The following is a 21,836-nucleotide window of genomic DNA, read 5'->3' on the forward strand; positions in this document are numbered from 1 at the left end:
CGCAAACCCGACTGGGACTACAGAACTGGAACACGTTTCAGTTATCCTCGTCACATGGGTGACCCAACTTTGCGTACCGACCTGGGCCGAGTCCTGGTGACCGGGGGCTCCGGCTTCGTCGGCGCCAACCTGGTGACCACACTGCTGGAGCGCGGCCACCAGGTCCGCTCCTTCGACCGGGTGCCCTCGCCGCTACCCGCGCATCCCAAGCTGTCGACCGTCGTCGGCGACATCACCAGTGCCGAGGACGTCACCACCGCCGTCGCGGACATCGACACGATCATCCACACCGCGGCCATCATCGACCTGATGGGCGGCGCCACCGTCACCGAGGAATACCGCCGGCGCAGCTTCTCGGTCAATGTCGAAGGCACCAAGAACCTGGTGCACGCCGGCCAGCAGGCGGGTGTGCAGCGCTTTGTCTACACCGCGTCCAACAGTGTGGTGATGGGCGGACAGGACATCGTCAACGGTGACGAAACCATGCCGTACACAACGCGGTTCAACGATCTCTACACCGAGACCAAGGTGGTCGCCGAGCAGTACGTGCTCGGCCAGAACGGTGAGCACGGCATGCTGACCTGTTCGATTCGCCCCAGCGGTATCTGGGGCCGCGGCGACCAGACCATGTTCCGCAAGGTCTTCGAGAACGTGCTGGCCGGCCACGTCAAGGTGCTGGTGGGCAGCAAGAACATCAAGCTGGACAACTCCTACGTGCACAACCTGATCCACGGTTTCATCCTGGCCGCCGAACACCTCGTTCCCGGCGGCACCGCGCCCGGACAGGCCTACTTCATCAACGATGCCGAACCACTGAACATGTTCGAGTTCGCCCGCCCGGTGGTCGCCGCATGCGGACGCAAGCTACCGAATTTCCGGGTGTCCGGCCGGTTGGTGCACAAGGCGATGATGGGCTGGCAGTGGCTGCACTTCAAATACGGCATCCGGGAGCCACTGGTGGAACCCCTCGCCGTGGAACGGCTCTACCTGAACAACTACTTCTCGGTGGCCAAGGCGCGGCGCGACCTGGGCTACGAACCGTTGTTCACCACCGAGCAGGCGATGGCCGAATGCCTGCCCTACTACACCGAGCTGTTCCACAAGATGGAGAGCCAGGCCGCCGACCCGGCCGCCGCCGCGGCGGCCCCGGTGCCACCCAGGGGCTGATCATCGACTTCCGGTTCGTCGCCAACGGCGACGCACGCATCCGCTATCTCGACTCCGGAGGCGACGACGCAGTTCCACCGGTGGTGTTCGTGCCCGGTTTCACCTGTGTGGCAGACGATTACGTCGACGCGCTGCCGTCGTTCGGACGGCGGACGGTGGTCGTCGAACTGCGCGGGCACGGCCACAGCGTCGCCCCGCACGGCCCGTACGACGCGCAGACCGTCGCCGGCGATGTCGGCGCGGTGGTCGACGCCGTCACCGACGGCCCGATCCATCTGGTGACCTTCTCCCGCGGCACCACCTACGCATTGCTGTGGGCGCTGGCCGACACCGGCCGGGTCCGTTCGGTATCGATCGGCGACTATCTGCCCGAGGAGATCGTGCTGCCCGCCGAGCACACCACCGCCGTGCTCGACGGGCGCTGGCGCGGGACCCCGGTGCACGAGCGCCTGGACCGCACCGCCGCCCTCGCGACCCTGGACGCGGCTGTCGCACGATCGCTGTGGGAGCCGTTGGCACACTGGAATCCGCCGCTGTTGGCGGTCCGCAGCCCCACCGGCCCGATCGTCGACGATGCCACCTGGGCGCGCTACCGCGCGGTCTTCCCCGACGCCCGGCTGCACGAGTTCGCCGACTCTCCGCACGACATCTTCCGGCCCGACCGCGGGCGCTTCCCCGGGCTGGTGCGGCAACTGATCGACGCGGTGGACGGGGCCTAGAACTGGACAAGGCCGGTGGCGCTGTAGCGCCCCGGCCTCTGGCTTCCCGCGCGGCGTCTACAGTGCCGGGGAAGCGTGCTGCCCAGATTACGGCACCGATCAGCCGGAAACCAAACTCACCCCATCGCGCTGCGGGTCAACGGGTCCCCGCCGACGATCGCCCGCAGCCGTCGCACTGTCATCGACTGCGCGGCGTCCGACACCGCCGCCAGCAGCCGCCGCGCATCATCGGTCGGCGTTTCCGGCGGCATCACCCACAGCAGGGCGGTGCGCGAATGCGTACCGACCAGATAGATCGTGTCGCGGGCCACTAGTGCGTAGCGATCAACCGCGATGGCCGAGTTTCCGCGGATGATGCGCGCCGGCGCTGCCGGGAAGACGCTGCCGTCGTACAGCACGCGGCACACCGGCCCCAGCCAACGACCCATCACCGATACCAGGTCCGGTAACGCGGTGCGCAGCTCGTAATCCGGCGGCCACCACGCGCCGTCGACCGAGCCGTGCTCATCGGTGCGCCCGCAGATCGCGAGTCGGGCAGCGGGCAAACATTCGGCATCGACCACGCGATGCTCCCGTCGGTATCAGAGCGATCGCAGACGGCTACCGATGAATCGGACACGCGAGGAACCCACGACAGCCTCAGCCTAGCCCGTCGACAGCGTCGGGCAGGCCGCCCGCACCGATGGCGCTCCTACAAACGCGCCAGAACCATCTCATCCGGGTCGCCTGGCTCCTAGGATGCGGGAGGGTGGTACACCGACCAGAGGAGCAGTCATGCCCGACGGAAAACCCAACATTCTCGTCATCTGGGGCGACGACATCGGCATCAGCAACTTGAGTTGCTACAGCGACGGACTGATGGGTTACCGCACTCCCAACATCGACCGGATCGCCGCCGAGGGCATGCGCTTCACCGATTCCTACGGCGAGCAAAGCTGCACGGCGGGACGCGCCGCGTTCATCAGCGGTCAAAGCGTCTACCGGACCGGGATGAGCAAAGTCGGCGTGCCCGGCGCCGACATCGGTTGGGCCGCCGAGGATCCCACCATCGCCGAACTGCTCAAACCGTTGGGCTATGCCACCGGCCAGTTCGGTAAGAACCACTTCGGCGATCTGAACAAGTACCTGCCGACGGTGCACGGTTTCGACGAGTTCTACGGCAACCTGTACCACCTCAACGCCGAGGAGGAACCGGAGAACTTCGATTACCCGCACGAGGACCGATACCCACGGCTGTACAACCTGGCCAAGCCGCGCGGGGTGCTCAAGTGCTTCGCCACCGACGAGGTGTCGACCGAACCCGACGACCCGAAGTTCGGACCGGTCGGCAAGCAGACCATCGAGGACACCGGCCCGCTGAACACCAAACGAATGGAGACCATCGACGAGGACATCGCCGATGCCACCGTCGACTACATCACGCGCCAACATCAGGCGGGTAACCCGTTCTTCGTCTGGTGCAACTTCACCCACATGCACCTGTACACGCACACCAAACCGGAAAGTCGTGGTCAGGCCGGGCTGTGGCAGTCGCCGTACCACGACACCATGATCGACCATGACCGTAACGTCGGGACCGTGCTGAACGCGCTGGACGCGCTCGGCATCGCCGAGGACACCATCGTCATCTACTCCACCGACAACGGTCCGCACCGCAACACCTGGCCCGACGGCGGCACCACCCCGTTCCGCAGCGAAAAGAACACCAACTGGGAGGGTGCGTTCCGCGTTCCCGAGCTGATCCGTTGGCCGGGAAAGATCAAGGCGGGCAGCGTTTCCAACGAGATCATCCAGCACCACGACTGGCTGCCCACCTTGCTGGCTGCGGCCGGCGATCCCGAGATCACCGACAAGCTCAGGGCCGGACACCGGATCGGTGACACCGAATACAAAGTGCACATCGACGGTTACAACCTTCTCCCCTACCTGACCGGTGAGGTCGAGGACAGCCCGCGGCGAGGCTTCTTCTACTTCTCCGACGACGGCGATCTGGTCGCATTGCGGTTCGAGAACTGGAAGATCGTGTTCGCCGAGCAGCGCGCGCAGGGCACCTTGCGGGTGTGGGCCGAACCGTTCACCCCGTTACGCGTACCGAAGCTCTACAACCTGCGCACCGACCCGTACGAATTCGCCGACATCACCTCGAACACCTACTACGAGTGGCTGTTACGACACGACTTCTTCGTGTTCTACGCCACCGCGATGGCCACGAAATTCCTGGAGACGTTCAAGGAGTTTCCGCCGCGGCATCCACCGGCCAGTTTCAGTGTCGATCAGGTGGTGGAGAAGCTGCACGAGTTCCTCGCCAAGGACTGACACACAAAGTTCGGCTGCAGCGCATAGCCTGTCGCACGAAACGTCACGCGAACTGAAAGGGCTGAGACAACATGCCTGACGGTAAACCCAACATTCTGGTCATCTGGGGTGACGACATCGGCATCTGGAACCTGAGCTGCTACAGCCAGGGCATGATGGGGTATCGGACGCCGAACATCGACCGGATCGCCCGCGAGGGCATGCTGTTCACCGATTCCTACGGCGAGCAGAGTTGCACGGCCGGCCGCGCGTCGTTCATCACCGGGCAGAGCGTGTACCGCACCGGGATGAGCAAGGTGGGGATGCCCGGCGTCGATGTCGGCCTGCAGGCCGAGGATCCCACGATCGCCGAATTGCTGAAACCCTTGGGCTATGCGACCGGCCAGTTCGGCAAGAACCATCTCGGCGATCTGAACAAGTACCTACCGACCGCACACGGGTTCGACGAGTTCTACGGCAACCTGTACCACCTCAACGCCGAGGAAGAACCCGAGCACGAGGACTACCCCACCGAGGAAGAGGCCCCGCTGCTGCGCAAGGCGCTGCTGCCACGCGGGGTCATCCACTCCTGGGCCACCGAGGAGGATTCCGGGGAGGTCGATCCCCGCTACGGTCCGGTCGGCAAGCAGCGCATCGAGGACACCGGCCCGCTGACAAAACTGCGCATGGAGACCATCGACGACGAGACCACATCGGCCGCAGCCGATTTCATCCGCCGCCAGCATGACGCGCAGACACCGTTCTTCGTGTGGATGAACACCACGCACATGCACTTCAGGACCCACACCAAGCCGGAGAGCCGCGGACAGGCCGGCCGCTGGCAGTCGCCCTACCACGACACCATGATCGATCACGACGGCCACGTCGGCACGCTGCTCGACCTCATCGACGAGCTCGGCATCGCCGAGGACACCATCGTCATCTACTCCACCGACAACGGCCCGCATGCCAACAGCTGGCCGGACGGCGCCACCACGCCGTTCCGCAGCGAGAAGAACACCAACTGGGAGGGCGCCTTCCGCATCCCGGAGCTCATCCGCTGGCCCGGAAAGATCACGGCGGGCAGCGTCTCCAACGAAATCGTCCAGCACCACGACTGGCTGCCGACATTCCTTGCCGCCGCGGGCGATCCGGATATCGTCGACAAGCTCAAGGCTGGGCATCAGGTCGGCGACAAGAACTTTCACGTGCACATCGACGGGTACAACCTGCTGCCGTATCTGACCGGCGAGGTCGACGAAAGCCCGCGCCGCGGACTCATCTACTTCTCCGACGACGGTGATGTGCTCGGCATCCGGTTCGACAACTGGAAGATCGTGTTCATGGAGCAACGCCGCCAGGGCACCCTGGAGGTGTGGTTCGAGCCGTTCACCAAGCTGCGCGCGCCCAAGCTGTTCAACCTGCGCACCGACCCGTTCGAACACGCCGACGTCACCTCGAACACGTACTGGGACTGGGTGATCGACCGGCTGTACCTGATGTTCTACGGCACCGCGCTGGTCACCCGGTTCCTGGAGACCTTCAAGGAGTTCCCGCCCCGACAGGAGCCCGCCTCCTTCACGATCGCCAACGCGGTGGAGGAACTGGAGAAGTTCCTCGCCAACCGGGGCGGTTAGATGCTCGACCACTGGCACGACGGCCCCACCAAGTCGGCGATCCTCAACTTCGTGGACCGGGCCGCCGCGCAGGTGCCGCCCGAGGAGCGGGTGGCCGTCTTCGACAACGACGGCACGCTGTGGGTGGAGAAACCGGCCTACATCCAACTGGACTTCCTGGTGCGGCGGCTGGCCGAGCAGGCCGCCGCCGACCCGGCACTGCACGACAACCCGCCCTACCGGGCGGCGGCATCCGGTGATCTGGCCTGGTTCGGCGACGCCGTCACCAAGCATTACGAGGGCGACGACTCCGCGTTCAAACTCCTTGCCGGCGCCATATTCTCGGCCTACTCCGGTCTGACGGTCGAGGATCACTCCGCACGGGTCCGCTCGTTCTTCGAAGAAGGCCGACACCCCACGCTCGGCGCTCCATACACCCATTGCGGATACGCACCCATGGTCGAATTGCTGCGTAACCTGGAGGCCAATGGCTTCACCAACTACATCGCCTCCGGCGGCGGCCGGGACTTCATGCGACCGGTCACCACCCAGATGTACGGCATCCCGCCGGAGCGGGTGATCGGCAGCTCGGTCGGCCTCGATTTCGTTGACGGCCACCTGCGCACCACGAACCGGCCCGAGTTCCTCGACGACGGCCCGGTGAAGCCGGTCCGCATCTGGGGCCGCACCGGGCGGCGGCCGATCTTCGCCGCGGGTAATTCCAACGGAGACATCGAGATGCTGCAGTTCAGCCAGGCCGGGAACCATCCGTCGCTGCAACTGCTGGTACTGCACGATGACGCGGAGCGGGAATTCGACTACGTGGCCGGAGCCGAGAAATCGCTGGAGCTGGCGCAGACCAGCGGGTGGACCGTCGCCAGCATCAGGGACGACTGGCGCACCGTCTTCGCCCCGCCGGCAGAGCGCAGCGAGTAGCCGGTGTCCTCAACGCACAACCTTCGCGCGGATCTGGCCTGGATCCCCGCCCAGACCGCCACCGTGGGTTCCGACGACCACTACCCCGAGGAGGCACCCGTTCACGACGTCGACGTGGACGGCTTCTCGATACAGCGACATCAGGTCACCAATGCCCAGTATGCGGAGTTCGTCGACGCGACGGGCTATCGGACCGTCGCCGAACGACCGCTGGACCCCGCACAGTATCCCGGCGCACCACCGGAGAACCTGGTCCCCGGATCGATGGTGTTCACCCGCACCGCCGGCCCGGTCGACCTACGGCACCTGAGCCAGTGGTGGACCTGGACACCGGGCGCGTGCTGGAATCATCCCCGCGGCCCGAAATCATCGCTGCGCAACCGGGAGAACCACCCCGTCGTGCACATCGCCTTCGAGGATGCCCAGGCCTATGCCGACTGGGTGGGTCTGGCACTGCCGACCGAGGCGCAATGGGAGGTGGCCGCCCGTGCGGGGCTACCGCACGCCACCTTCACCTGGGGCGACGAACCCGAGTCCACCGGCCGGAGGCTGGCCAACTACTGGCACGGTGAGTTCCCCTATCTACCTGAGACCGGCTACGGCACAACGACTCCGGTCGGTAGCTTTCCCGCCAACGGCTACGGGTTGTTCGACATGGCCGGCAACGTCTGGGAGTGGACCACCGACTGGTACGGTGCGGACCGCACCGACGCACCGTGCTGCGCCGCCGACAGCCGCGACGAACAGTTCGGCATCCCGCGCAAGGTCATCAAGGGCGGCTCCTTCCTGTGCGCGGACAGTTATTGCCGCCGGTACCGGCCGGCCGCCCGACGACCACAACAGGTCGACACGGGCATGAGCCACATCGGCTTCCGCTGCGTCGACAATGCGATCTGACCTCGACTCACCCGCACGCGATATGCCGATGCACCGAGCGATAGGGCATCCGTTCGCTAGGGTCTAGAACACGTTCTACTCACCCCGATGGAGGGTTCATGACCGACACCGTGCTGGTGACCGGCGCCTTCGGACTGGTCGGCTCGGCAACTGTCGAGCGACTCGCCGCCGAGGGTCGCCGGGTCGTCGCGACCGATCTCGACATCCCGGCCAACCGCACCGCCGCCCAGGCACTGCCGGACGGCGTGACGGTGCGCTGGGCCGACCTGACCGACCCGGTCGCCGTCGAGACGCTGGTCTCCGAAGCCGTGCCCTCGGCGATCACCCACCTGGCCGCGGTCATCCCGCCGTTCATCTACCAGCGCCGTGGGCTGGCCGAGAAGGTCAACGTCGAGGCCACCGCCGGCCTGGTTCGGGCGGCCGAGAAACTCTCCGAGCCACCACGTTTCGTGCTGGCATCCAGTATTGCGGTGTACGGCTCGCGTAACCCGCACACGGTCAAGGGCGTGCTGACCGCGGACACCCCGGTCAACCCGGCCGACATCTACGGCGACCACAAGGTCAGGGCCGAGAAGATCGTGCGCACCTCGAACCTGGACTGGGTGATTTTGCGGCTGGGTGGCGTGCTGACCGCCACGCCGGGCTCCTACATGAAGATCGACAACTTCTTCTTCGAGGGGATGCTGCCCACCGACGGCCGGCTGCAGACCGTCGACGTGCGTGACGTCGCGCATGCGTTCGCCGCCGCCACCACCGCCGATGCGCTGGGCGAAACGCTGCTGATCGGTGGTGACGACGCCACGCACCGTCTGGTGCAGGGTGATGTCGCGCCGGCCATGGCGGCCGCCCTCGGCCTGGTCGGCGGACTGCCCGCCGGTCTGAAGGGCGACCCGGCCAGCGATACCAGCTGGTTCAACACGGACTGGATGGACACCACCCGCGCCCAGCAGGTACTCGCCTTCCAACACCATTCCTGGCCGGACATGCTGATCGAGACCGCCGAGCACGCCGGGTGGAAGCGCCCGCTGCTGCGACTGGTCGCACCGCTGGCCAAGCCGATTCTCAAGCGGCAGAGCCCCTATCACGGCACCGGCCGGCGCTATGCCGACCCGTGGGCGGCGATCACCGAGAAGTGGGGCGACCCGCGACCGGACGGAGCGCAGGTATGAACCCCGAGACAACAGCTTCCGAGGCGAGCGAGACGACGGGGAGAACAGCTCTGGTCGTCGGCGGCGCCTCCGGTATCGGCTGGGCCTCGGCGCAGGCCCTGGCCGCCGAGGGTTACCGCGTCGTCGTCGCCGACCGCAACGGCGAGGGCGCCGCGGCCCGCGCCGCCGAACTCGGCGACCCGCACACCGGCGCAGAGGTCGACGTCGTCGACGAAGTGTCGGTGGCAACGCTTTTCGAGCAGACCGGACCGGTGCAGGCCGTCGTCAGCTGCGCCGGCTTCTCCAATATCGGGCTCATCGTCGACCTGGCGGTGCAGGACTTCCGCGATGTCATCGACGTCTGCCTCACCGGAGCGTTCATCGTCGCGAAGTACGCGGGCAAGCATCTCACCGAGGGCGGTTCGTTGATCTCGATCTCTTCGCTCAACGGCCGCCAGCCCGCCGCCGGGATGAGCGCCTACTGCTCGGCCAAGGCCGGACTGTCGATGCTGACCCAGGTCGCCGCGCTGGAGTTCGCGCCGCGCGGCATCCGGGTGAACGCCGTTGCACCCGGGTTCGTGCACACCCCGCTGACCGAGGGTGCGGCGCTGGTCCCGGGCGTGGTCGAGGAGTACGTCGAGAACACCCCGCTGGGGCGGGCCGGCACCCCGGAGGACATCGCCGAGGCCGTCGTCTTCCTCACCAAATCCTCGTGGCTGACCGGCGAGGTGCTCGACCTCAACGGCGGATCGCACATGAAGCGGTACCCCGATCTGCTCGGGCACATCATGAAGCTCGCGCAGCAGTGACAGAACCTGTCCAATAGACCCGTGAAAACTGAGTTCACCCTCAGCCAGAAGCGGGCCCTGGCCATCGCGACCGTGATCGCCCTGGCCTTCGGCGCCTACTTCCTGCGCGGCTTCTTCATCCTGATCGTCGTGGCCGCGGTGGTGGCCTACCTGTTCGACCCGCTCTACGACCGGCTCAACAAGCGGTTCAGTTCGGGCCTGTCCGCGACGCTGACGCTGCTGGCCGCCCTGGCCATCGTCATCATCCCGATCAGCGGCGCGGTGGCCATCGGCGTGGTGCAGATCAGCAACATGGTGCGCAGTGTCGCGGACTGGGTGGGCCGCACCGATCTCAGTGCCCTGGGTGAGCGGTCCCTGAAGGTGGTCAACGAGCTGCTCGACCGGGTGCCGTTCCTGTCCAGCACCGACATCACCACCGAACAACTGCAGCACTGGGTGGTGACGTTCGCCCAGCGCGCCGGGGAATGGGGCCTGGAATTCCTGCAGGGCGCCGCCGGGGGGCTGTTCGGCGGGCTGACGGCGGCCATCATCTTTCTCTACGTCTTCATCTCGCTACTGGTCAACGGCGATCAGGTGCGGCTGCTCATCCGTCGCCTCAACCCGCTCGGCGAAGAGGCCACCGACCTCTACCTGGCCAAGATGGCCGCGATGGTGCGCGGCACCGTGCGCGGCCAGTTCGTCATCGCACTGGCCCAGGGCGTGGCCGGCGCCATCTCGATCTACATCGCCGGCTTCCACGACGGGTTCTTCATCTTCGCGATCCTGTTGTCGGCACTGTCGGTGATCCCACTGGGTGGCGGCATCGTGACCATCCCGTTCGGGATCGGGCTGGCGTTGTTCGGCAACGTGGTCGGCGGCATCTTCGTGATCGTCTTCCACGTCATCGTGGTGACCAACATCGACAATGTGCTGCGCCCGATCCTGGTGCCCAAGGAGGCCAAGCTCGACTCGGCGCTGATGCTGCTCTCCGTGTTCGCCGGCATCACGATGTTCGGCTTCCTCGGCATCGTGATCGGCCCGGTGGTGATGATCGTGATCGTCACGACCATCAGCGTGTACCTATGGGTCTACCAGGGCGTGCCGATGGATATGGGCACCGAGGCCGAAGACGAACCCGACCGGCCCAGCCGGCTCAAACGCCTGATCGCGCGGGCCCGCGCCGCCCGGCACGAACCGCCGGCCAAGGCCCCCGCGACAGCCGCCGACGACGATGCGACGGTGCAACCAGATCGCGACAACGGCTGAGAACGCGATCTGTGCGCACCGTCAGCTCGTCGGCAGCGGCTGCTGGGTCTGCACCGCCTTGGCCAGGGTGCGGAAGTCCGCAGGCGTGCCCGCGCCGGTGATGGCGACCTGCGCCGGCCCGGACAACCGCGTCGTCCAGATCGGCTCGCCCTCGCCGGGTTCGTAGACCACCCAGGTGACCCCGTCGACGTCCTGAGCGCCGGTGGGCACCGCCTCGACGTTGATCGACCCGACCAGCCGGGCCTCGTCGGCGTTGCTCTGCGTCAGGCTGACGTACATACCGTCGGGGGCCAGATAACCGACCCGCGAAGTCACCGCCCGGACCGCCTGCCCGGTCGCCGGATCGGTGCGCCCGCCGTCGATACCGCCGCGGCCGCCGGAGTTGGCCTGCCAACCCTCCGGCAGTTCGGGCAGCCGGACCGCCAATTTCAGCGTCTGGGCATCGGAGCTCAGCGCGGCCGGCACGTCGAAGCTCGGCACCTCACCCTGACCTGGGCCGCTGGGCTGGAACGAGCACATCCCGAGCAGACCGGCCAGCACCACGCAGGCCACCACCAGCGGCGCCATCGACCAGAACATGTCGCGGCCGTCGTGTAGCAGCCGATCCTTGGCGGGACGCGCCACCGGCACGACAACCGGCTTGTCGGGGTCCGGTTCCGGGGTGCTCATGACAGCCAGTATCCCAGTTCCCGAAGTCGAGCCCGCTAATGGGACAATCTGCAGCCATGACGCCTACGCGCCGGGAAGCACCGGACCGCAACCTTGCCCTCGAACTCGTCCGTGTCACCGAGGCCGGTGCCATGGCAGCCGGCCGGTGGGTCGGCCGCGGCGACAAGGAGGGCGGCGACGGAGCGGCCGTCGACGCCATGCGCGAGCTGGTGAACTCGGTGTCGATGAAGGGCGTCGTCGTCATCGGTGAGGGCGAGAAGGACAACGCCCCGATGCTCTACAACGGCGAAGAGGTCGGCAACGGCGACGGACCGGACTGCGATTTCGCCGTCGACCCGGTCGACGGCACCACCCTGATGAGCAAGGGCATGCCCAACGCCATCTCCGTGCTCGCGGTGGCCGAGCGGGGCGCCATGTTCGACCCGTCGGCCGTGTTCTACATGAACAAGATCGCCGGCGGGCCCGATGTCGCGGACTTCATCGACATCACCTCCCCCATCGCGGCGAACATCCAGCGCATCGCCAAGGTCCGCAAGGCGTCGGTCTCCGATGTCGCGGTCTGCATCCTGGATCGCCCGCGGCACGCCAAGCTGATCGAGGAGGTCCGCTCGGCCGGCGCGCGTATCCGGTTGATCTCCGATGGTGACGTCGCCGGTGCCATCGCGGCCTGCCGTCCTGACTCGGGCACCGACCTGCTCGTCGGCATCGGCGGCACCCCGGAGGGCATCATCGCCGCGGCCGCCATCCGCTGTATGGGCGGTGAGATCCAGGCCACCCTGGCCCCCACCGACGACGAGGAGCGCCAGCGGGCGCTGGACCGCGGCCACGACCTGGACCGCGTGCTGACCACCAAGGATCTGGTGGCCGGCGAGAACGTCTTCTTCTGCGCCACCGGCGTCACCGACGGCGACCTGCTCAAGGGTGTGCGCTACTTCGGCGGCGGCTGCACCACCCAGTCCATCGTGATGCGGTCCAAGTCCGGCACCGTCCGGATGATCGACGCCTACCACCGGCTCTCGAAGCTCAACGAGTACTCCGCGGTCAACTTCACCGGCGACAGCTCGGCCGCGTACCCACTGCCGTAATCACCCCCGCACACCAAGGAACAGGAAGCGAATGAGCGCCGACACCGACGTCGACAAGACCGAATACCGCATCGAGCACGACACCATGGGCGAGGTCCGGGTTCCCAAGAACGCGCTGTGGCGCGCCCAGACCCAACGGGCCGTGGAGAACTTCCCGATCTCGTTCCGCCCGCTGGAGCGCACTCAGATCCGCGCCATGGGTCTGCTCAAGGGCGCCTGCGCCCAGGTGAATAAGGACCTCGGTCTGCTGGCGGCCGACAAGGCCGACGCCATCATCGCCGCAGCCGCCGAGATCGCCGATGGCCGCCACGACGACCAGTTCCCCATCGACGTGTTCCAGACCGGGTCGGGCACCAGCTCCAACATGAACGCCAACGAGGTCATCGCGTCCATCGCGGCGGCAAATGGCGTGACGATCCACCCCAACGACGATGTCAACATGTCGCAGAGCTCCAATGACACCTTCCCCACCGCGACCCATATCGCGGCGACGGAAGCCGCTGTGCGCCACCTGATCCCGGCGCTGGAAATTCTGCACGAGTCGCTGTCGGTCAAGGCCCGCCAGTGGCGCACCACCGTCAAGTCCGGCCGCACCCACCTGATGGACGCGGTGCCGGTCACACTGGGCCAGGAGTTCGGTGGCTACGCCCGCCAGATCGAGGCAGGCATCGAACGCGTCAAGGCGACGCTGCCCCGCCTGGGTGAGCTGGCCATCGGCGGGACCGCCGTCGGCACCGGCCTCAATGCCCCCGACGGGTTCGGCGCCAAGGTCGTCGAGGTGCTGGTCGACCAGACCGGTATCGCCGAATTGCGCACCGCCAAGGATTCTTTCGAGGCCCAGGCCGCCCGCGACGGGCTGGTCGAGGCGTCGGGCGCACTGAAGACCATCGCGGTGTCGCTGACCAAGATCGCCAATGACATCCGCTGGATGGGCTCCGGCCCGCTGACCGGGCTGGGCGAACTGCAGCTGCCCGACCTGCAGCCGGGCAGCTCGATCATGCCGGGCAAGGTCAACCCGGTGCTCCCCGAGGCCGTGACGCAGGTGGCCGCCCAGGTCATCGGCAACGACGCCGCCGTCACCGTCGGCGGACTGTCCGGCGCCTTCGAGCTCAATGTCTACATCCCGATGATGGCCCGCAACGTGCTGGAGTCCTTCACGCTGCTGTCCAACGTCTCGAAGTTGTTCGCCAGCAAGTGCATCGACGGCCTGGTGGCCAACGAGGCGCACCTGCGTGAGCTGGCCGAGTCGTCACCGTCCATCGTGACGCCGCTGAACTCGGCGATCGGCTACGAGGAGGCCGCCAAGGTCGCCAAGGAGGCCCTCAAGGAACGCAAGACCATCCGGCAGACGGTGATCGACCGCGGGCTGATCGGCGACAAGCTGTCCGAGGCCGAGTTGGACAAGCGCCTCGACGTGCTGGCCATGGCGAAGGTCAAGCCGGGCGAGTAGCTCTACCCCGCGAGCAGTCGCGTGTACCCCCGACAGCCGGTGCTGTTGGGGGTACACGTGTCTGGTGGACACGTGGCATTCGGTCGCCGTCAACCAGGCGACTGGTTCGACGTCGGCTCGGCGGGCGGTTCCTCGGCGCTGGTATCGGTGTAGGCCGCGGTGTTCACCGCGGTGCCGCCGATACCCGCAGCGGCAGAGGCGATGTGCAGCACCGAGGCGTGGTGGCTGGGCTCCGGCGGGGGCGGCGCCTCGGGCTGCTCCTCGTCGAGGCGGTAGTGGCGGCTCAGCCGGTGGGCCTCGTCGACCGTGATGCCCTCTTCGGTCTGCACGCCCGGCGCATTCTTGACCGCCTCTTTGTCGACGGTGAGGGAGACGGCTCCGTCGCCGAGCCGCGACCCGGCCAGCGGAACCACCGAATGTGACATGCCCAGGAACCCGGTCCGCACCAGCGCCCATCGGGGTGCGCGGGATTTGTCGTCGACGAACAGCTTGTCGATCTTGCCGATCTTCTCGCCCGACACGTCGTAGGCGGTCGCGCCCACGTACTGCTCCACCAAGGTCGCCATGCCTTCGGATATCCGGATGCCGAAATCGGTAAACGTCAGCGCAACGCGTTCACCGGCGGGCCGTTGTCCACGCCCCCGTACAGCGAACCCGGCGCCCTCGGCCCGAGCAGCTGCCCGGCGGTCACCAGGTGGTAGCCGTTGGCGCGGAGGACCGGGATGAACTGTTCGACGAGGTCGACCGTGGAGCCGAAGATATCGTGCAACAGCACCACCGACCCCGGCTGCATCTGGCTCATCAGCAGGGCCCGACTGGCCGCGATGTCGGTGTCGTGAATCCAGTCGTAGGGGACGACGTCCCAGTTCACGACCGACAGGCCCTGTCTGCCCGCCTCGGCGAGCACCCGGTCGTCGACCTTGCCGAACCCCGGACGCAGCAGCGTGGGGTGCTGCCCGGTCGCCGCGACGATCGCATCGGTGGCACGGCTGAGTTGCGCGGGGATCTGGTCGGCGGGGATCGCGGTCAGATCCGGGTGGTTCCAGGTGTGGTTGCCGATTTCCATGCCCGCAGCGGCGATCCGCGCCGCACCGGCCGGGTCGGCCGCGACCTTGTCACCGATCAGGAAGAACGTCGCGCGCGCGTCACTGTCGGTCAGCACCCGCAGCAACCGGTCGGTGTGCGGTGCGGGCCCGTCGTCGAAGGTGAGCGCGACGCACTTGGCGACCGCGCAGTCGACGGTCTCGGCATGCGCGACTTGTGGAGTCGCAGCCGCAATGAGTACGGCTGCGACTCCACAAAACACTCTCATGGCAGGGCGTTGGGGCTGATCTCCTCCAGCATCTCGGTGACCAGCGCCGCGATCGGGGACCGCTCGCTGCGCGTCAGCGTGATGTGCGCGAACAGCGGGTGGCCCTTGAGCTTCTCGATGACCGCAGCCACCCCGTCATGCCGACCGACGCGCAGGTTGTCGCGCTGGGCGACATCGTGGGTCAGCACCACCCGCGATCCCGACCCCAGCCGGGACAGCACCGTCAGCAGCACATTGCGCTCCAGCGACTGCGCCTCGTCGACGATCACGAACGAATCGTGCAGTGACCGGCCGCGGATATGGGTCAGCGGAAGCACTTCCAGCATCCCGCGGGAGAGCACCTCCTCCAGCACCGCCGGGCTGGCCAGCCCCTCCAGGGTGTCGAAGACGGCCTGCGCCCACGGGCCCATCTTCTCGCTCTCACTGCCGGGCAGGTAGCCCAGGTCCTGGCCGCCGACGGCGTACAGCGGCCGGAACACCACGACCTTGCGCTGGGTGCGCCGCTCGAGGACGGCCTCCAGCCCGGCACACAGTGCCAGCGCGGACTTGCCGGTGCCCGCCTTGCCGCCGAGGGAGACGATGCCGACCGATTCGTCGAGCAGCAGATCGAGGGCGACGCGTTGTTCGGCTGACCTTCCCCGGAGGCCGAACACTTCGCGGTCACCGCGCACCAGCTGCACGCGCTTCTCGGCATTGACCCGGCCGAGCGCCGAGGAGCTGCCACCGAGCAGCCGAACGCCGGTGTGGCAGGGCAGATCCCGTGCCGACGCCAGGTCCAGATCACCATCGGCGAACAGCGTGTCGATGTCCTCGGCGCTGACGTCGAGCTCGCCCATCCCGGTCCAGCCCGAGGTCACCACGTCCTGCGCGTGGTACTCGTCGGCGGTCAGACCGACCGCGCCGGCCTTGACCCGCAGCGGGATGTCCTTGCTGACCAGGGTGACCAGCTTGCCCTCGGCGGCCAGGTTGGCCGCGACGGTCAGGATGCGGGCGTCGTTGCTGTCGTTGCGGAACCCCGACGGCAGCACGTTCGGGTCACTGTGGTTGAGCTCGACCTGTAGCGTCCCGCCTTCGGTACCGATCGGAATCGGCTGATCGAGGCGGCCGTGATCGAGTCGGAGGTCGTCGAGCAGTCGCAGGGATTGGCGGGCGAACCAGCCGAGTTCGTGATGGTGCCGTTTGGCCTCCAACTCGCTGATAACCACGAGTGGGACGACCACCTCATGCTCGGCGAACCGTGTAATTGCCCAGGGATCGGACAGCAGCACGGAGGTGTCGAGCACGTAGGTCCGGATCGGCGAATCGGTCACGAGGCGCTCCTAGAACCTCCGCGAGCCCCGCGAAGGCGTTTCGGCGGGCACGCGCGGTACCAGGACCGGGGCCGGTCCCGTTCTCGTGAAGAGGTTCGGTACCGCCCGGACAGCAAAGCAATTCGCTAGCCATCGACTTCGACGCTACTCCCGCTGCGCGGGGTCCGCGCGGCAGGCGCGCCGGGTCAACCGGCACAACAGGTTACGCGCCGGTGAACTCTTTCAACTCTGGTTCCTGCGCCACGCCCCAGGAGGTGATCAGGTCGGCGATCACCAGGCGTTTGGCGGCCTCGTCGAAGATGCCCGCCGCGGCCACCTCGGCGCGTTTGTCGGCGTAGGCGTCGATATCCCCGCCGACCACGTCGAGCGCGGCGGCCTGCGAGGCGATCGCGGCGACCGTCTCGGCACGGGCGGTGCCCAGGCAGTGCGCGACCAGGTTGGCGAAGAACACCGCGTGCCGCTCCTCGTCGGAGGCGATGCGCCCGACCAGACCGTTGAGGGTCGGCTCGGGGGTCTGGGCCTGCAGGTTGCGGGTGAACACCGCGTGCGACCGCTCGAAGAACGCCATGAACACCAGCGTCTCGATCTGGGTCAGCCGGTCGGCCCGGTAGCCCTTCATCACGTGCTCGACGCGGACGTCCTCGTTGGCCGTCGGGTCCACCTCGCGGGTGACGACGAGGTAGTTGCGCAGCGCGACGGCGTGCAGATGCTCCTCGGCGGTCCACCGGCCCAGCCAGCGGCCCCACTGGTCTTCGAGGATGAAGTGCTCGACGAGTTCGCGGTGGTACCCGGCGAGGTTGTCCTTGGTGATGAGCAGGATCTCGCAGGCATCGGTGACCGGCTTGGGCAGCGTCACATCGGACGGGTCCCAGTCCTTGCCGCCCAGGAAGGCGAAGTTCTCACCCTGGTCGAAGGGCACGTAGTCGTGTCCGTACCAGGGCTCCTCGGTGGCGAGGTGGCGAGACAGGTTCTCGCCGACGACCGGCTCGAGTTCGAGGGTCAGCGCATTGGCAACGGGTTTCTCAGCCATAAAGTAAATGTAACCCGTCGACACACGTTCCTCGAAATTGCGTGCCGCGTGTCACGCCGCGAACGTCGCTACAGCGTCAGCCCGGGGTAGAGCGGGTTGGCGGCCAGGATCTCCGCCGAGGCTGCGTGCACCCGGTCGGCGACACCGTCGGCAATCGTGTACTTGGCCTTCGAGGAACCCTCGGCCTGGGTGTTGGACAGCACGTCGACGACCAGTTCGGCGACCTTGTCGAACTCGGCGGCCCCGAATCCGCGGGTGGTCAGTGCCGGGGTGCCGAACCGGATGCCGCTGGTGTACCAGGCGCCGTTCGGATCCGCCGGGACGGCGTTGCGGTTGGTGACCACACCGGCGTCCAGCAGCGCGGACTCGGCCTGCCGGCCGGTCAGCCCGAACGAGGTGACGTCGAGCAGCACCAGGTGGTTGTCGGTGCCGCCGGTGACCAGGTTCGCGCCCCGCTTGGTGAACCCCTCGGCCAGCGACTGGGCATTGTCGGCGACGGCCTGCGCGTACTCGCGGAAGGCGGGCTGGCGGGCCTCGGCCAGCGCGACCGCCTTGGCGGCCATCACATGGCTCAGCGGGCCGCCGAGCACCATCGGGCAGCCCTTGTCCACGGCCGGTGCGTACTCCTCGGTGGCCAGCACCAGACCACCGCGCGGGCCGCGCAGCGACTTGTGCGTGGTGGTCGTGGTGACGTGGGCGTGCGGCACCGGGTCCTCGTCGCCGGTGAACACCTTGCCCGCGACCAGACCGGCGAAGTGCGCCATGTCGACCAGCAGGGTGGCGCCCACCTCGTCGGCGATCTCGCGCATCTTGGCGAAGTTCACCCGGCGCGGGTAGGCGGAGTAGCCGGCCACCAGGATCAGCGGCTTGAACTCGCGGGCCGCGGCGGCGACGGCGTCGTAGTCGATCAGCCCGGTCTGCGCGTCGGTGCCGTAGCTGCGCTGGTGGAACATCTTGCCCGAGATGTTGGGCCGGAAGCCGTGCGTGAGGTGGCCGCCGGTGTCCAGGCTCATGCCCAGCAGTCGCTGGTTGCCCAGCTTGTTGCGCAGCTTCTCCCAGTCCTGTTCGGACAGGTCGTTGACGTGCTTGGCGCCGAGTTCGGCCAGGCCGGGGGCCTCGATCCGGGTGGCCAGGATGGCCCAGAAGGCGACCAGGTTCGCGTCGATACCGGAGTGCGGCTGGGCGTAGGCGTAGGGGGCGCCGAAGAGCTCGCGGGCGTGCTCGGCGGCCAGCGACTCCACGGTGTCGACGTTCTGGCAGGCCGCGTAGAAGCGGTGCCCGACGGTGCCCTCGGCGTACTTGTCGGAGAACCAGGTGCCCATGGTCAGCAGCACGGCCGGCGAGGCGTAGTTCTCGCTGGCGATCAGCTTGAGCGAATCACGTTGATCGGCAAGCTCTTTGCGCGTCGCATCGGCGATCCGGGGCTCGACGGACTCGATGACCGCCAGCGCGGCGCGGTACGCCTCACTGGCGGTGGCGGCGTATTCGGTGCCGGGGGCGGAAATCGACGAGTCAGCAGTCATGGGACAAGCCTATCGCCCTGCCCACACGCCCCGTCAGCGCAGGCTGGACGGGATGAGCGGCTCATCGAGGAGCCGGCCGAACCGCTCGGTCAGCGACACCTCGGCGGGCCGGTCGTCCAGCCAGCCGCGCAGCAGCCGGTAACCCTCGACGTAGGTGCTGGTGTAGGCCCGCCACAGCGGCGAGGACAGGAAGCGCAGCATCTGCCGGGCCCGCTCGTCGGTGACCAGCAGCCACTGGCTCAGGTAGGCGGCCACGTCGTCGACGTCTTTGTGCTCGTCATGCAACATCAGCGCGGCGTCCTGGCGGACATCGGCGAGCGCGGCGGCCGCCTCGGAGATCGCGGCCGACCGCTCCCCGTCGAAGCGCAGACCCAGATCGGCGTAGATCTCGGCCGCCCACCGCCCCCACTGCGGACCCTGCACCGCATACAGCGCCAGGTCGGCCAAACCCTCCGCCATCAGGCACTGCGGGGTGTTGACCAGGAAGATGGTCTGCTCCTGCTGGTCCTGTCCGGCCACCAGGCCGGCCTCCTTGCGGCAGTGCTCGGTGTGATGGCCCGGGTACGACTCGTGCGCGACGAGGCGCGGCAGGTTGGACATCTGCTGTTTGAGGTCGGCGTTGACCGCGACCGTGGACTGGTAGTCGCCCTTGTAGTAGTTGAAGCCCGACCATGGTTTGTCGGTGACCACCTCATAGGTGATGGTCTCGCGCTCGGGCAGCGGATAGGTCGCTCGCACGGTGTCGCGCAGCGCCGAGGAGAAGGCGTGGATGCACTCCTCGAGCCGGTGCGGCGGGATCTCCTCGGACTGCCGGTAGGCCTGCAGGCGCTGGTCCAGCGGGCCGGTACCGCCGAGCGCCTCGTCGAGTCGGCGGTGCGCGTCGCGGTAGCGGTCCTGCTCGCCTTTGGCGATGTCGACGTCGAAGTACTCGCGCACCTCCTCGACGAAGCCGACGTCCTCGCCGGCGAACTTGCGCCCGGCGCAGGCCAGCGCCTTGAGGTGGGCGGCCAGATAGTCGGCGCGCTGCGCGTCGAGGCCCTCGGCGCCGGGCACCTCGGCCAGCAGGCGGCGGGCCTGGCGCGCCAGGTCGGCCGGGTCGGGCGCAGGTTCGTCGGCCACCCGTTGGCGCAGCGCCGGGTCACCGGTGAACGAGTCGACGTAGCCCTCCTCGACCCGGTCGAAGCGCAGACCGAGCAAGAGATATTCATCAATGAGGGTGCTGGCGTTCATACCGTCAACCGTAAATGCAAGACTTGCGATATGCCGCGGCCCAGCGAGCCGAGCCCATATGTGGAGTTCGACCGGACCCAATGGCGCTCGTTGCGCATGTCCACCCCGTTGAAGCTGACCGAAGCCGAACTCACCGGATTGCGCGGCCTGGGCGAACAGATCGATCTCGCCGAGGTAGAGGACGTCTATCTGCCGCTGGCCCGCCTCATCCACCTGCAGGTCGCCGCACACCAGCGGTTGTTCGCCGCCACCGCGGAGTTCCTCGGCGAGCAGAACCCGGACCGCCCGGTGCCATTCGTCATCGGGGTGGCCGGCAGTGTCGCCGTCGGCAAGTCGACCACCGCCCGCGTGCTGCGGGCGCTGCTGGGTCGCTGGGAGCACCATCCGCGCGTCGACCTGGTCACCACCGACGGCTTTCTCTACCCGAATGCCGAGTTGGCCCGGCGGAACCTGATGCATCGCAAGGGTTTTCCCGAGAGCTACGACCGCCGCGCGCTGATGCGCTTCGTCACCGCGGTGAAGTCCGGTGCCGACCAGGCCTGCGCGCCGGTGTACTCGCACCTGATCTACGACATCGTGCCCGGTGAGAAGCAGCTGATCCGTCAGCCCGACATCCTGATCCTGGAGGGACTCAACGTCCTGCAGACCGGTCCGGCACTGATGGTCTCCGACCTGTTCGACTTCTCGATCTACGTCGATGCGCGACTGGAGGACATCGAGGAGTGGTACATATCCCGGTTCCTGTCGATGCGGGCCGGTGCGTTCGCCAACCCGGCCTCGCACTTCCACCACTATGCGACGCTCACCGATGAGCAGGCGGTGTTCGCCGCGCGCGACATCTGGCATTCGATCAACCGGCCCAACCTGATCGACAACATCCTGCCGACCCGCCCGCGGGCCACCCTGGTGTTGCGCAAGGATTCCGACCACTCGATCAACCGGCTGCGGCTGCGCAAGCTCTGACGGCCAGGCAGCCGCAGCCGTCGTATCAGAGCCTGCGCAGACCGATGTACTGCACGGCGCCGACGATCGCGGTGTAGGCGGCGCCGCCGAGCAGCAGCGCGATGCCCGCGGTGGTCAGCGGCCAGATGCCGGACACCTCGGCGGCGACGAACCCGATGGTGAACAACGCGTTCATGGTGATGGTGGCGATGGCACCCGGTCGGACGTGCGCGCGGCCGGCGAGCCAGTAGACGCCGACCCCGTACAGCAGGAAGAAGATGCCGAGACCGAGTTCGACGGCGACGGGCACCCCGGTCAGCGAGGAGAGCCAGCCGGGGGCGGCCACGAACGGGATCCCGGTGATCCCGACCAGGACTGCGTCCAGACGCATGGCGAAGCGGAGCAGACCGTCGGTGCCGACGGAGCTGGGGGCGGTGATGGCGGACATGGTCT

At 67.4% G+C, this 21,836-nt stretch carries 21 protein-coding genes; 12 read left to right on the forward strand and 9 right to left on the reverse strand.

All coding sequences use genetic code 11. The features are described 5' to 3' along the window. The first annotated feature begins 54 nt into the window (after nucleotides 1-54). Entirely contained in the window at nucleotides 55-1,167 is a 1,113-nt protein-coding gene (locus tag BST17_RS17070) for a 3-beta-hydroxysteroid dehydrogenase (protein WP_083060046.1), read from the forward strand. Continuing rightward, complete coding sequence (locus BST17_RS17075) at nucleotides 1,167-1,886, forward strand: alpha/beta fold hydrolase (RefSeq protein WP_083060118.1); 720 nt, start codon at nucleotides 1,167-1,169, stop codon at nucleotides 1,884-1,886. Before BST17_RS17070 ends, BST17_RS17075 begins: the two co-directional genes overlap by 1 nt. Nucleotides 1,887-2,002: 116 nt before the next feature. Here BST17_RS17075 and BST17_RS17080 read toward each other — a convergent pair whose 3' ends face one another. Then, nucleotides 2,003-2,449 carry a DUF5994 family protein gene (locus tag BST17_RS17080; RefSeq protein ID WP_083060048.1) on the reverse strand — a complete coding sequence of 149 codons (447 nt, stop codon included), beginning with the start codon at nucleotides 2,447-2,449 and terminating at the stop codon, nucleotides 2,003-2,005. A 211-nt stretch (nucleotides 2,450-2,660) separates the two neighbouring features. Between BST17_RS17080 and BST17_RS17085 the strand changes: the two genes are divergently transcribed. From BST17_RS17085 to BST17_RS17115, 7 genes are all read left to right on the forward strand, one after another. Next, nucleotides 2,661-4,202 (forward strand): arylsulfatase, encoded by a 1,542-nt coding sequence (locus BST17_RS17085; RefSeq protein WP_083060049.1) that lies wholly within the window; start codon nucleotides 2,661-2,663, stop codon nucleotides 4,200-4,202. A 71-nt stretch (nucleotides 4,203-4,273) separates the two neighbouring features. Next, nucleotides 4,274-5,818, forward strand: coding sequence for an arylsulfatase (locus BST17_RS17090; RefSeq protein ID WP_083060051.1), 1,545 nt, complete (start codon nucleotides 4,274-4,276; stop codon nucleotides 5,816-5,818). After that, nucleotides 5,819-6,733: an HAD family hydrolase gene (locus tag BST17_RS17095; protein ID WP_083060052.1), complete on the forward strand. Its 915-nt coding sequence runs from the start codon at nucleotides 5,819-5,821 to the stop codon at nucleotides 6,731-6,733. Nucleotides 6,734-6,736: 3 nt separating this feature from the next. After that, nucleotides 6,737-7,630, forward strand: a complete 894-nt coding sequence (locus BST17_RS17100; protein ID WP_083060053.1) for a formylglycine-generating enzyme family protein — start codon at nucleotides 6,737-6,739, stop codon at nucleotides 7,628-7,630. A 98-nt stretch (nucleotides 7,631-7,728) separates the two neighbouring features. Further along, nucleotides 7,729-8,799 (forward strand): NAD-dependent epimerase/dehydratase family protein, encoded by a 1,071-nt coding sequence (locus BST17_RS17105; protein WP_083060055.1) that lies wholly within the window; start codon nucleotides 7,729-7,731, stop codon nucleotides 8,797-8,799. After that, a complete protein-coding gene (locus BST17_RS17110) occupies nucleotides 8,796-9,587 on the forward strand; it encodes an SDR family NAD(P)-dependent oxidoreductase (RefSeq protein WP_083060056.1) in 792 nt (263 codons plus the stop codon). Before BST17_RS17105 ends, BST17_RS17110 begins: the two co-directional genes overlap by 4 nt. A gap of 21 nt (nucleotides 9,588-9,608) precedes the next feature. Further along, a complete protein-coding gene (locus tag BST17_RS17115) occupies nucleotides 9,609-10,832 on the forward strand; it encodes an AI-2E family transporter (RefSeq protein ID WP_083060057.1) in 1,224 nt (407 codons plus the stop codon). 21 nt (nucleotides 10,833-10,853) lie between these two features. On the opposite strand, the gene BST17_RS17120 is transcribed toward BST17_RS17115, so the two are convergent. Next, entirely contained in the window at nucleotides 10,854-11,501 is a 648-nt protein-coding gene (locus BST17_RS17120; RefSeq protein WP_083060059.1) for a DUF4245 domain-containing protein, read from the reverse strand. Between the two features lie 56 nt (nucleotides 11,502-11,557). Between BST17_RS17120 and glpX the strand changes: the two genes are divergently transcribed. Both glpX and BST17_RS17130 read left to right on the forward strand, forming a co-directional pair. Beyond that, nucleotides 11,558-12,586: a class II fructose-bisphosphatase gene (glpX, locus tag BST17_RS17125; protein ID WP_036461797.1), complete on the forward strand. Its 1,029-nt coding sequence runs from the start codon at nucleotides 11,558-11,560 to the stop codon at nucleotides 12,584-12,586. 31 nt (nucleotides 12,587-12,617) lie between these two features. Beyond that, nucleotides 12,618-14,036, forward strand: coding sequence for a class II fumarate hydratase (locus tag BST17_RS17130; protein WP_083060061.1), 1,419 nt, complete (start codon nucleotides 12,618-12,620; stop codon nucleotides 14,034-14,036). Between the two features lie 89 nt (nucleotides 14,037-14,125). Here BST17_RS17130 and BST17_RS17135 read toward each other — a convergent pair whose 3' ends face one another. From BST17_RS17135 to BST17_RS17160, 6 genes are all read right to left on the reverse strand, one after another. Beyond that, nucleotides 14,126-14,602: a PRC-barrel domain-containing protein gene (locus BST17_RS17135; protein WP_083060063.1), complete on the reverse strand. Its 477-nt coding sequence runs from the start codon at nucleotides 14,600-14,602 to the stop codon at nucleotides 14,126-14,128. A 35-nt stretch (nucleotides 14,603-14,637) separates the two neighbouring features. After that, complete coding sequence (locus BST17_RS17140; RefSeq protein ID WP_083060064.1) at nucleotides 14,638-15,348, reverse strand: polysaccharide deacetylase family protein; 711 nt, start codon at nucleotides 15,346-15,348, stop codon at nucleotides 14,638-14,640. Continuing rightward, on the reverse strand, nucleotides 15,345-16,658 hold the full coding sequence (locus tag BST17_RS17145; RefSeq protein ID WP_083060066.1) for an RNA 5'-3' helicase PhoH2: 1,314 nt from the start codon (nucleotides 16,656-16,658) through the stop codon (nucleotides 15,345-15,347). Before BST17_RS17145 ends, BST17_RS17140 begins: the two co-directional genes overlap by 4 nt. A gap of 202 nt (nucleotides 16,659-16,860) precedes the next feature. Further along, a complete protein-coding gene (locus BST17_RS17150; RefSeq protein ID WP_083060068.1) occupies nucleotides 16,861-17,688 on the reverse strand; it encodes an acyl-ACP desaturase in 828 nt (275 codons plus the stop codon). 68 nt (nucleotides 17,689-17,756) lie between these two features. After that, entirely contained in the window at nucleotides 17,757-19,211 is a 1,455-nt protein-coding gene (locus BST17_RS17155) for a glycine hydroxymethyltransferase (protein ID WP_083060069.1), read from the reverse strand. A gap of 33 nt (nucleotides 19,212-19,244) precedes the next feature. Then, nucleotides 19,245-20,441: a DUF885 domain-containing protein gene (locus BST17_RS17160; protein ID WP_083060071.1), complete on the reverse strand. Its 1,197-nt coding sequence runs from the start codon at nucleotides 20,439-20,441 to the stop codon at nucleotides 19,245-19,247. A gap of 30 nt (nucleotides 20,442-20,471) precedes the next feature. On the opposite strand from BST17_RS17160, the gene coaA reads away from it, so the two are divergent. Then, nucleotides 20,472-21,404: a type I pantothenate kinase gene (gene coaA / locus BST17_RS17165; protein WP_083060072.1), complete on the forward strand. Its 933-nt coding sequence runs from the start codon at nucleotides 20,472-20,474 to the stop codon at nucleotides 21,402-21,404. A gap of 25 nt (nucleotides 21,405-21,429) precedes the next feature. On the opposite strand, the gene BST17_RS17170 is transcribed toward coaA, so the two are convergent. Then, nucleotides 21,430-21,831: a hypothetical protein gene (locus BST17_RS17170; RefSeq protein WP_083060074.1), complete on the reverse strand. Its 402-nt coding sequence runs from the start codon at nucleotides 21,829-21,831 to the stop codon at nucleotides 21,430-21,432. Between the last annotated feature and the right edge of the window lie 5 nt (nucleotides 21,832-21,836).

The sequence above is a fragment of the Mycolicibacterium bacteremicum genome, from assembly GCF_002086115.1.
Taxonomy (GTDB): domain Bacteria; phylum Actinomycetota; class Actinomycetes; order Mycobacteriales; family Mycobacteriaceae; genus Mycobacterium; species Mycobacterium bacteremicum.

Bases quoted from the DNA above. Each gene is read 5' to 3' on its own strand.
- BST17_RS17130 (WP_083060061.1), top strand. From the start codon at position 12,618: ATGAGCGCCGACACCGACGTCGACAAGACCGAATACCGCATCGAGCAC.
- BST17_RS17095 (WP_083060052.1), top strand. From the start codon at position 5,819: ATGCTCGACCACTGGCACGACGGCCCCACCAAGTCGGCGATCCTCAAC.
- coaA (WP_083060072.1), top strand. From the start codon at position 20,472: ATGCCGCGGCCCAGCGAGCCGAGCCCATATGTGGAGTTCGACCGGACC.
- BST17_RS17085 (WP_083060049.1), top strand. From the start codon at position 2,661: ATGCCCGACGGAAAACCCAACATTCTCGTCATCTGGGGCGACGACATC.
- BST17_RS17150 (WP_083060068.1), bottom strand. From the start codon at position 17,688: ATGGCTGAGAAACCCGTTGCCAATGCGCTGACCCTCGAACTCGAGCCG.
- BST17_RS17160 (WP_083060071.1), bottom strand. From the start codon at position 20,441: ATGAACGCCAGCACCCTCATTGATGAATATCTCTTGCTCGGTCTGCGC.
- BST17_RS17140 (WP_083060064.1), bottom strand. From the start codon at position 15,348: ATGAGAGTGTTTTGTGGAGTCGCAGCCGTACTCATTGCGGCTGCGACT.
- BST17_RS17120 (WP_083060059.1), bottom strand. From the start codon at position 11,501: ATGAGCACCCCGGAACCGGACCCCGACAAGCCGGTTGTCGTGCCGGTG.
- BST17_RS17170 (WP_083060074.1), bottom strand. From the start codon at position 21,831: ATGTCCGCCATCACCGCCCCCAGCTCCGTCGGCACCGACGGTCTGCTC.
- glpX (WP_036461797.1), top strand. From the start codon at position 11,558: ATGACGCCTACGCGCCGGGAAGCACCGGACCGCAACCTTGCCCTCGAA.
- BST17_RS17105 (WP_083060055.1), top strand. From the start codon at position 7,729: ATGACCGACACCGTGCTGGTGACCGGCGCCTTCGGACTGGTCGGCTCG.
- BST17_RS17090 (WP_083060051.1), top strand. From the start codon at position 4,274: ATGCCTGACGGTAAACCCAACATTCTGGTCATCTGGGGTGACGACATC.
- BST17_RS17110 (WP_083060056.1), top strand. From the start codon at position 8,796: ATGAACCCCGAGACAACAGCTTCCGAGGCGAGCGAGACGACGGGGAGA.
- BST17_RS17135 (WP_083060063.1), bottom strand. From the start codon at position 14,602: ATGGCGACCTTGGTGGAGCAGTACGTGGGCGCGACCGCCTACGACGTG.
- BST17_RS17155 (WP_083060069.1), bottom strand. From the start codon at position 19,211: ATGACTGCTGACTCGTCGATTTCCGCCCCCGGCACCGAATACGCCGCC.
- BST17_RS17070 (WP_083060046.1), top strand. From the start codon at position 55: ATGGGTGACCCAACTTTGCGTACCGACCTGGGCCGAGTCCTGGTGACC.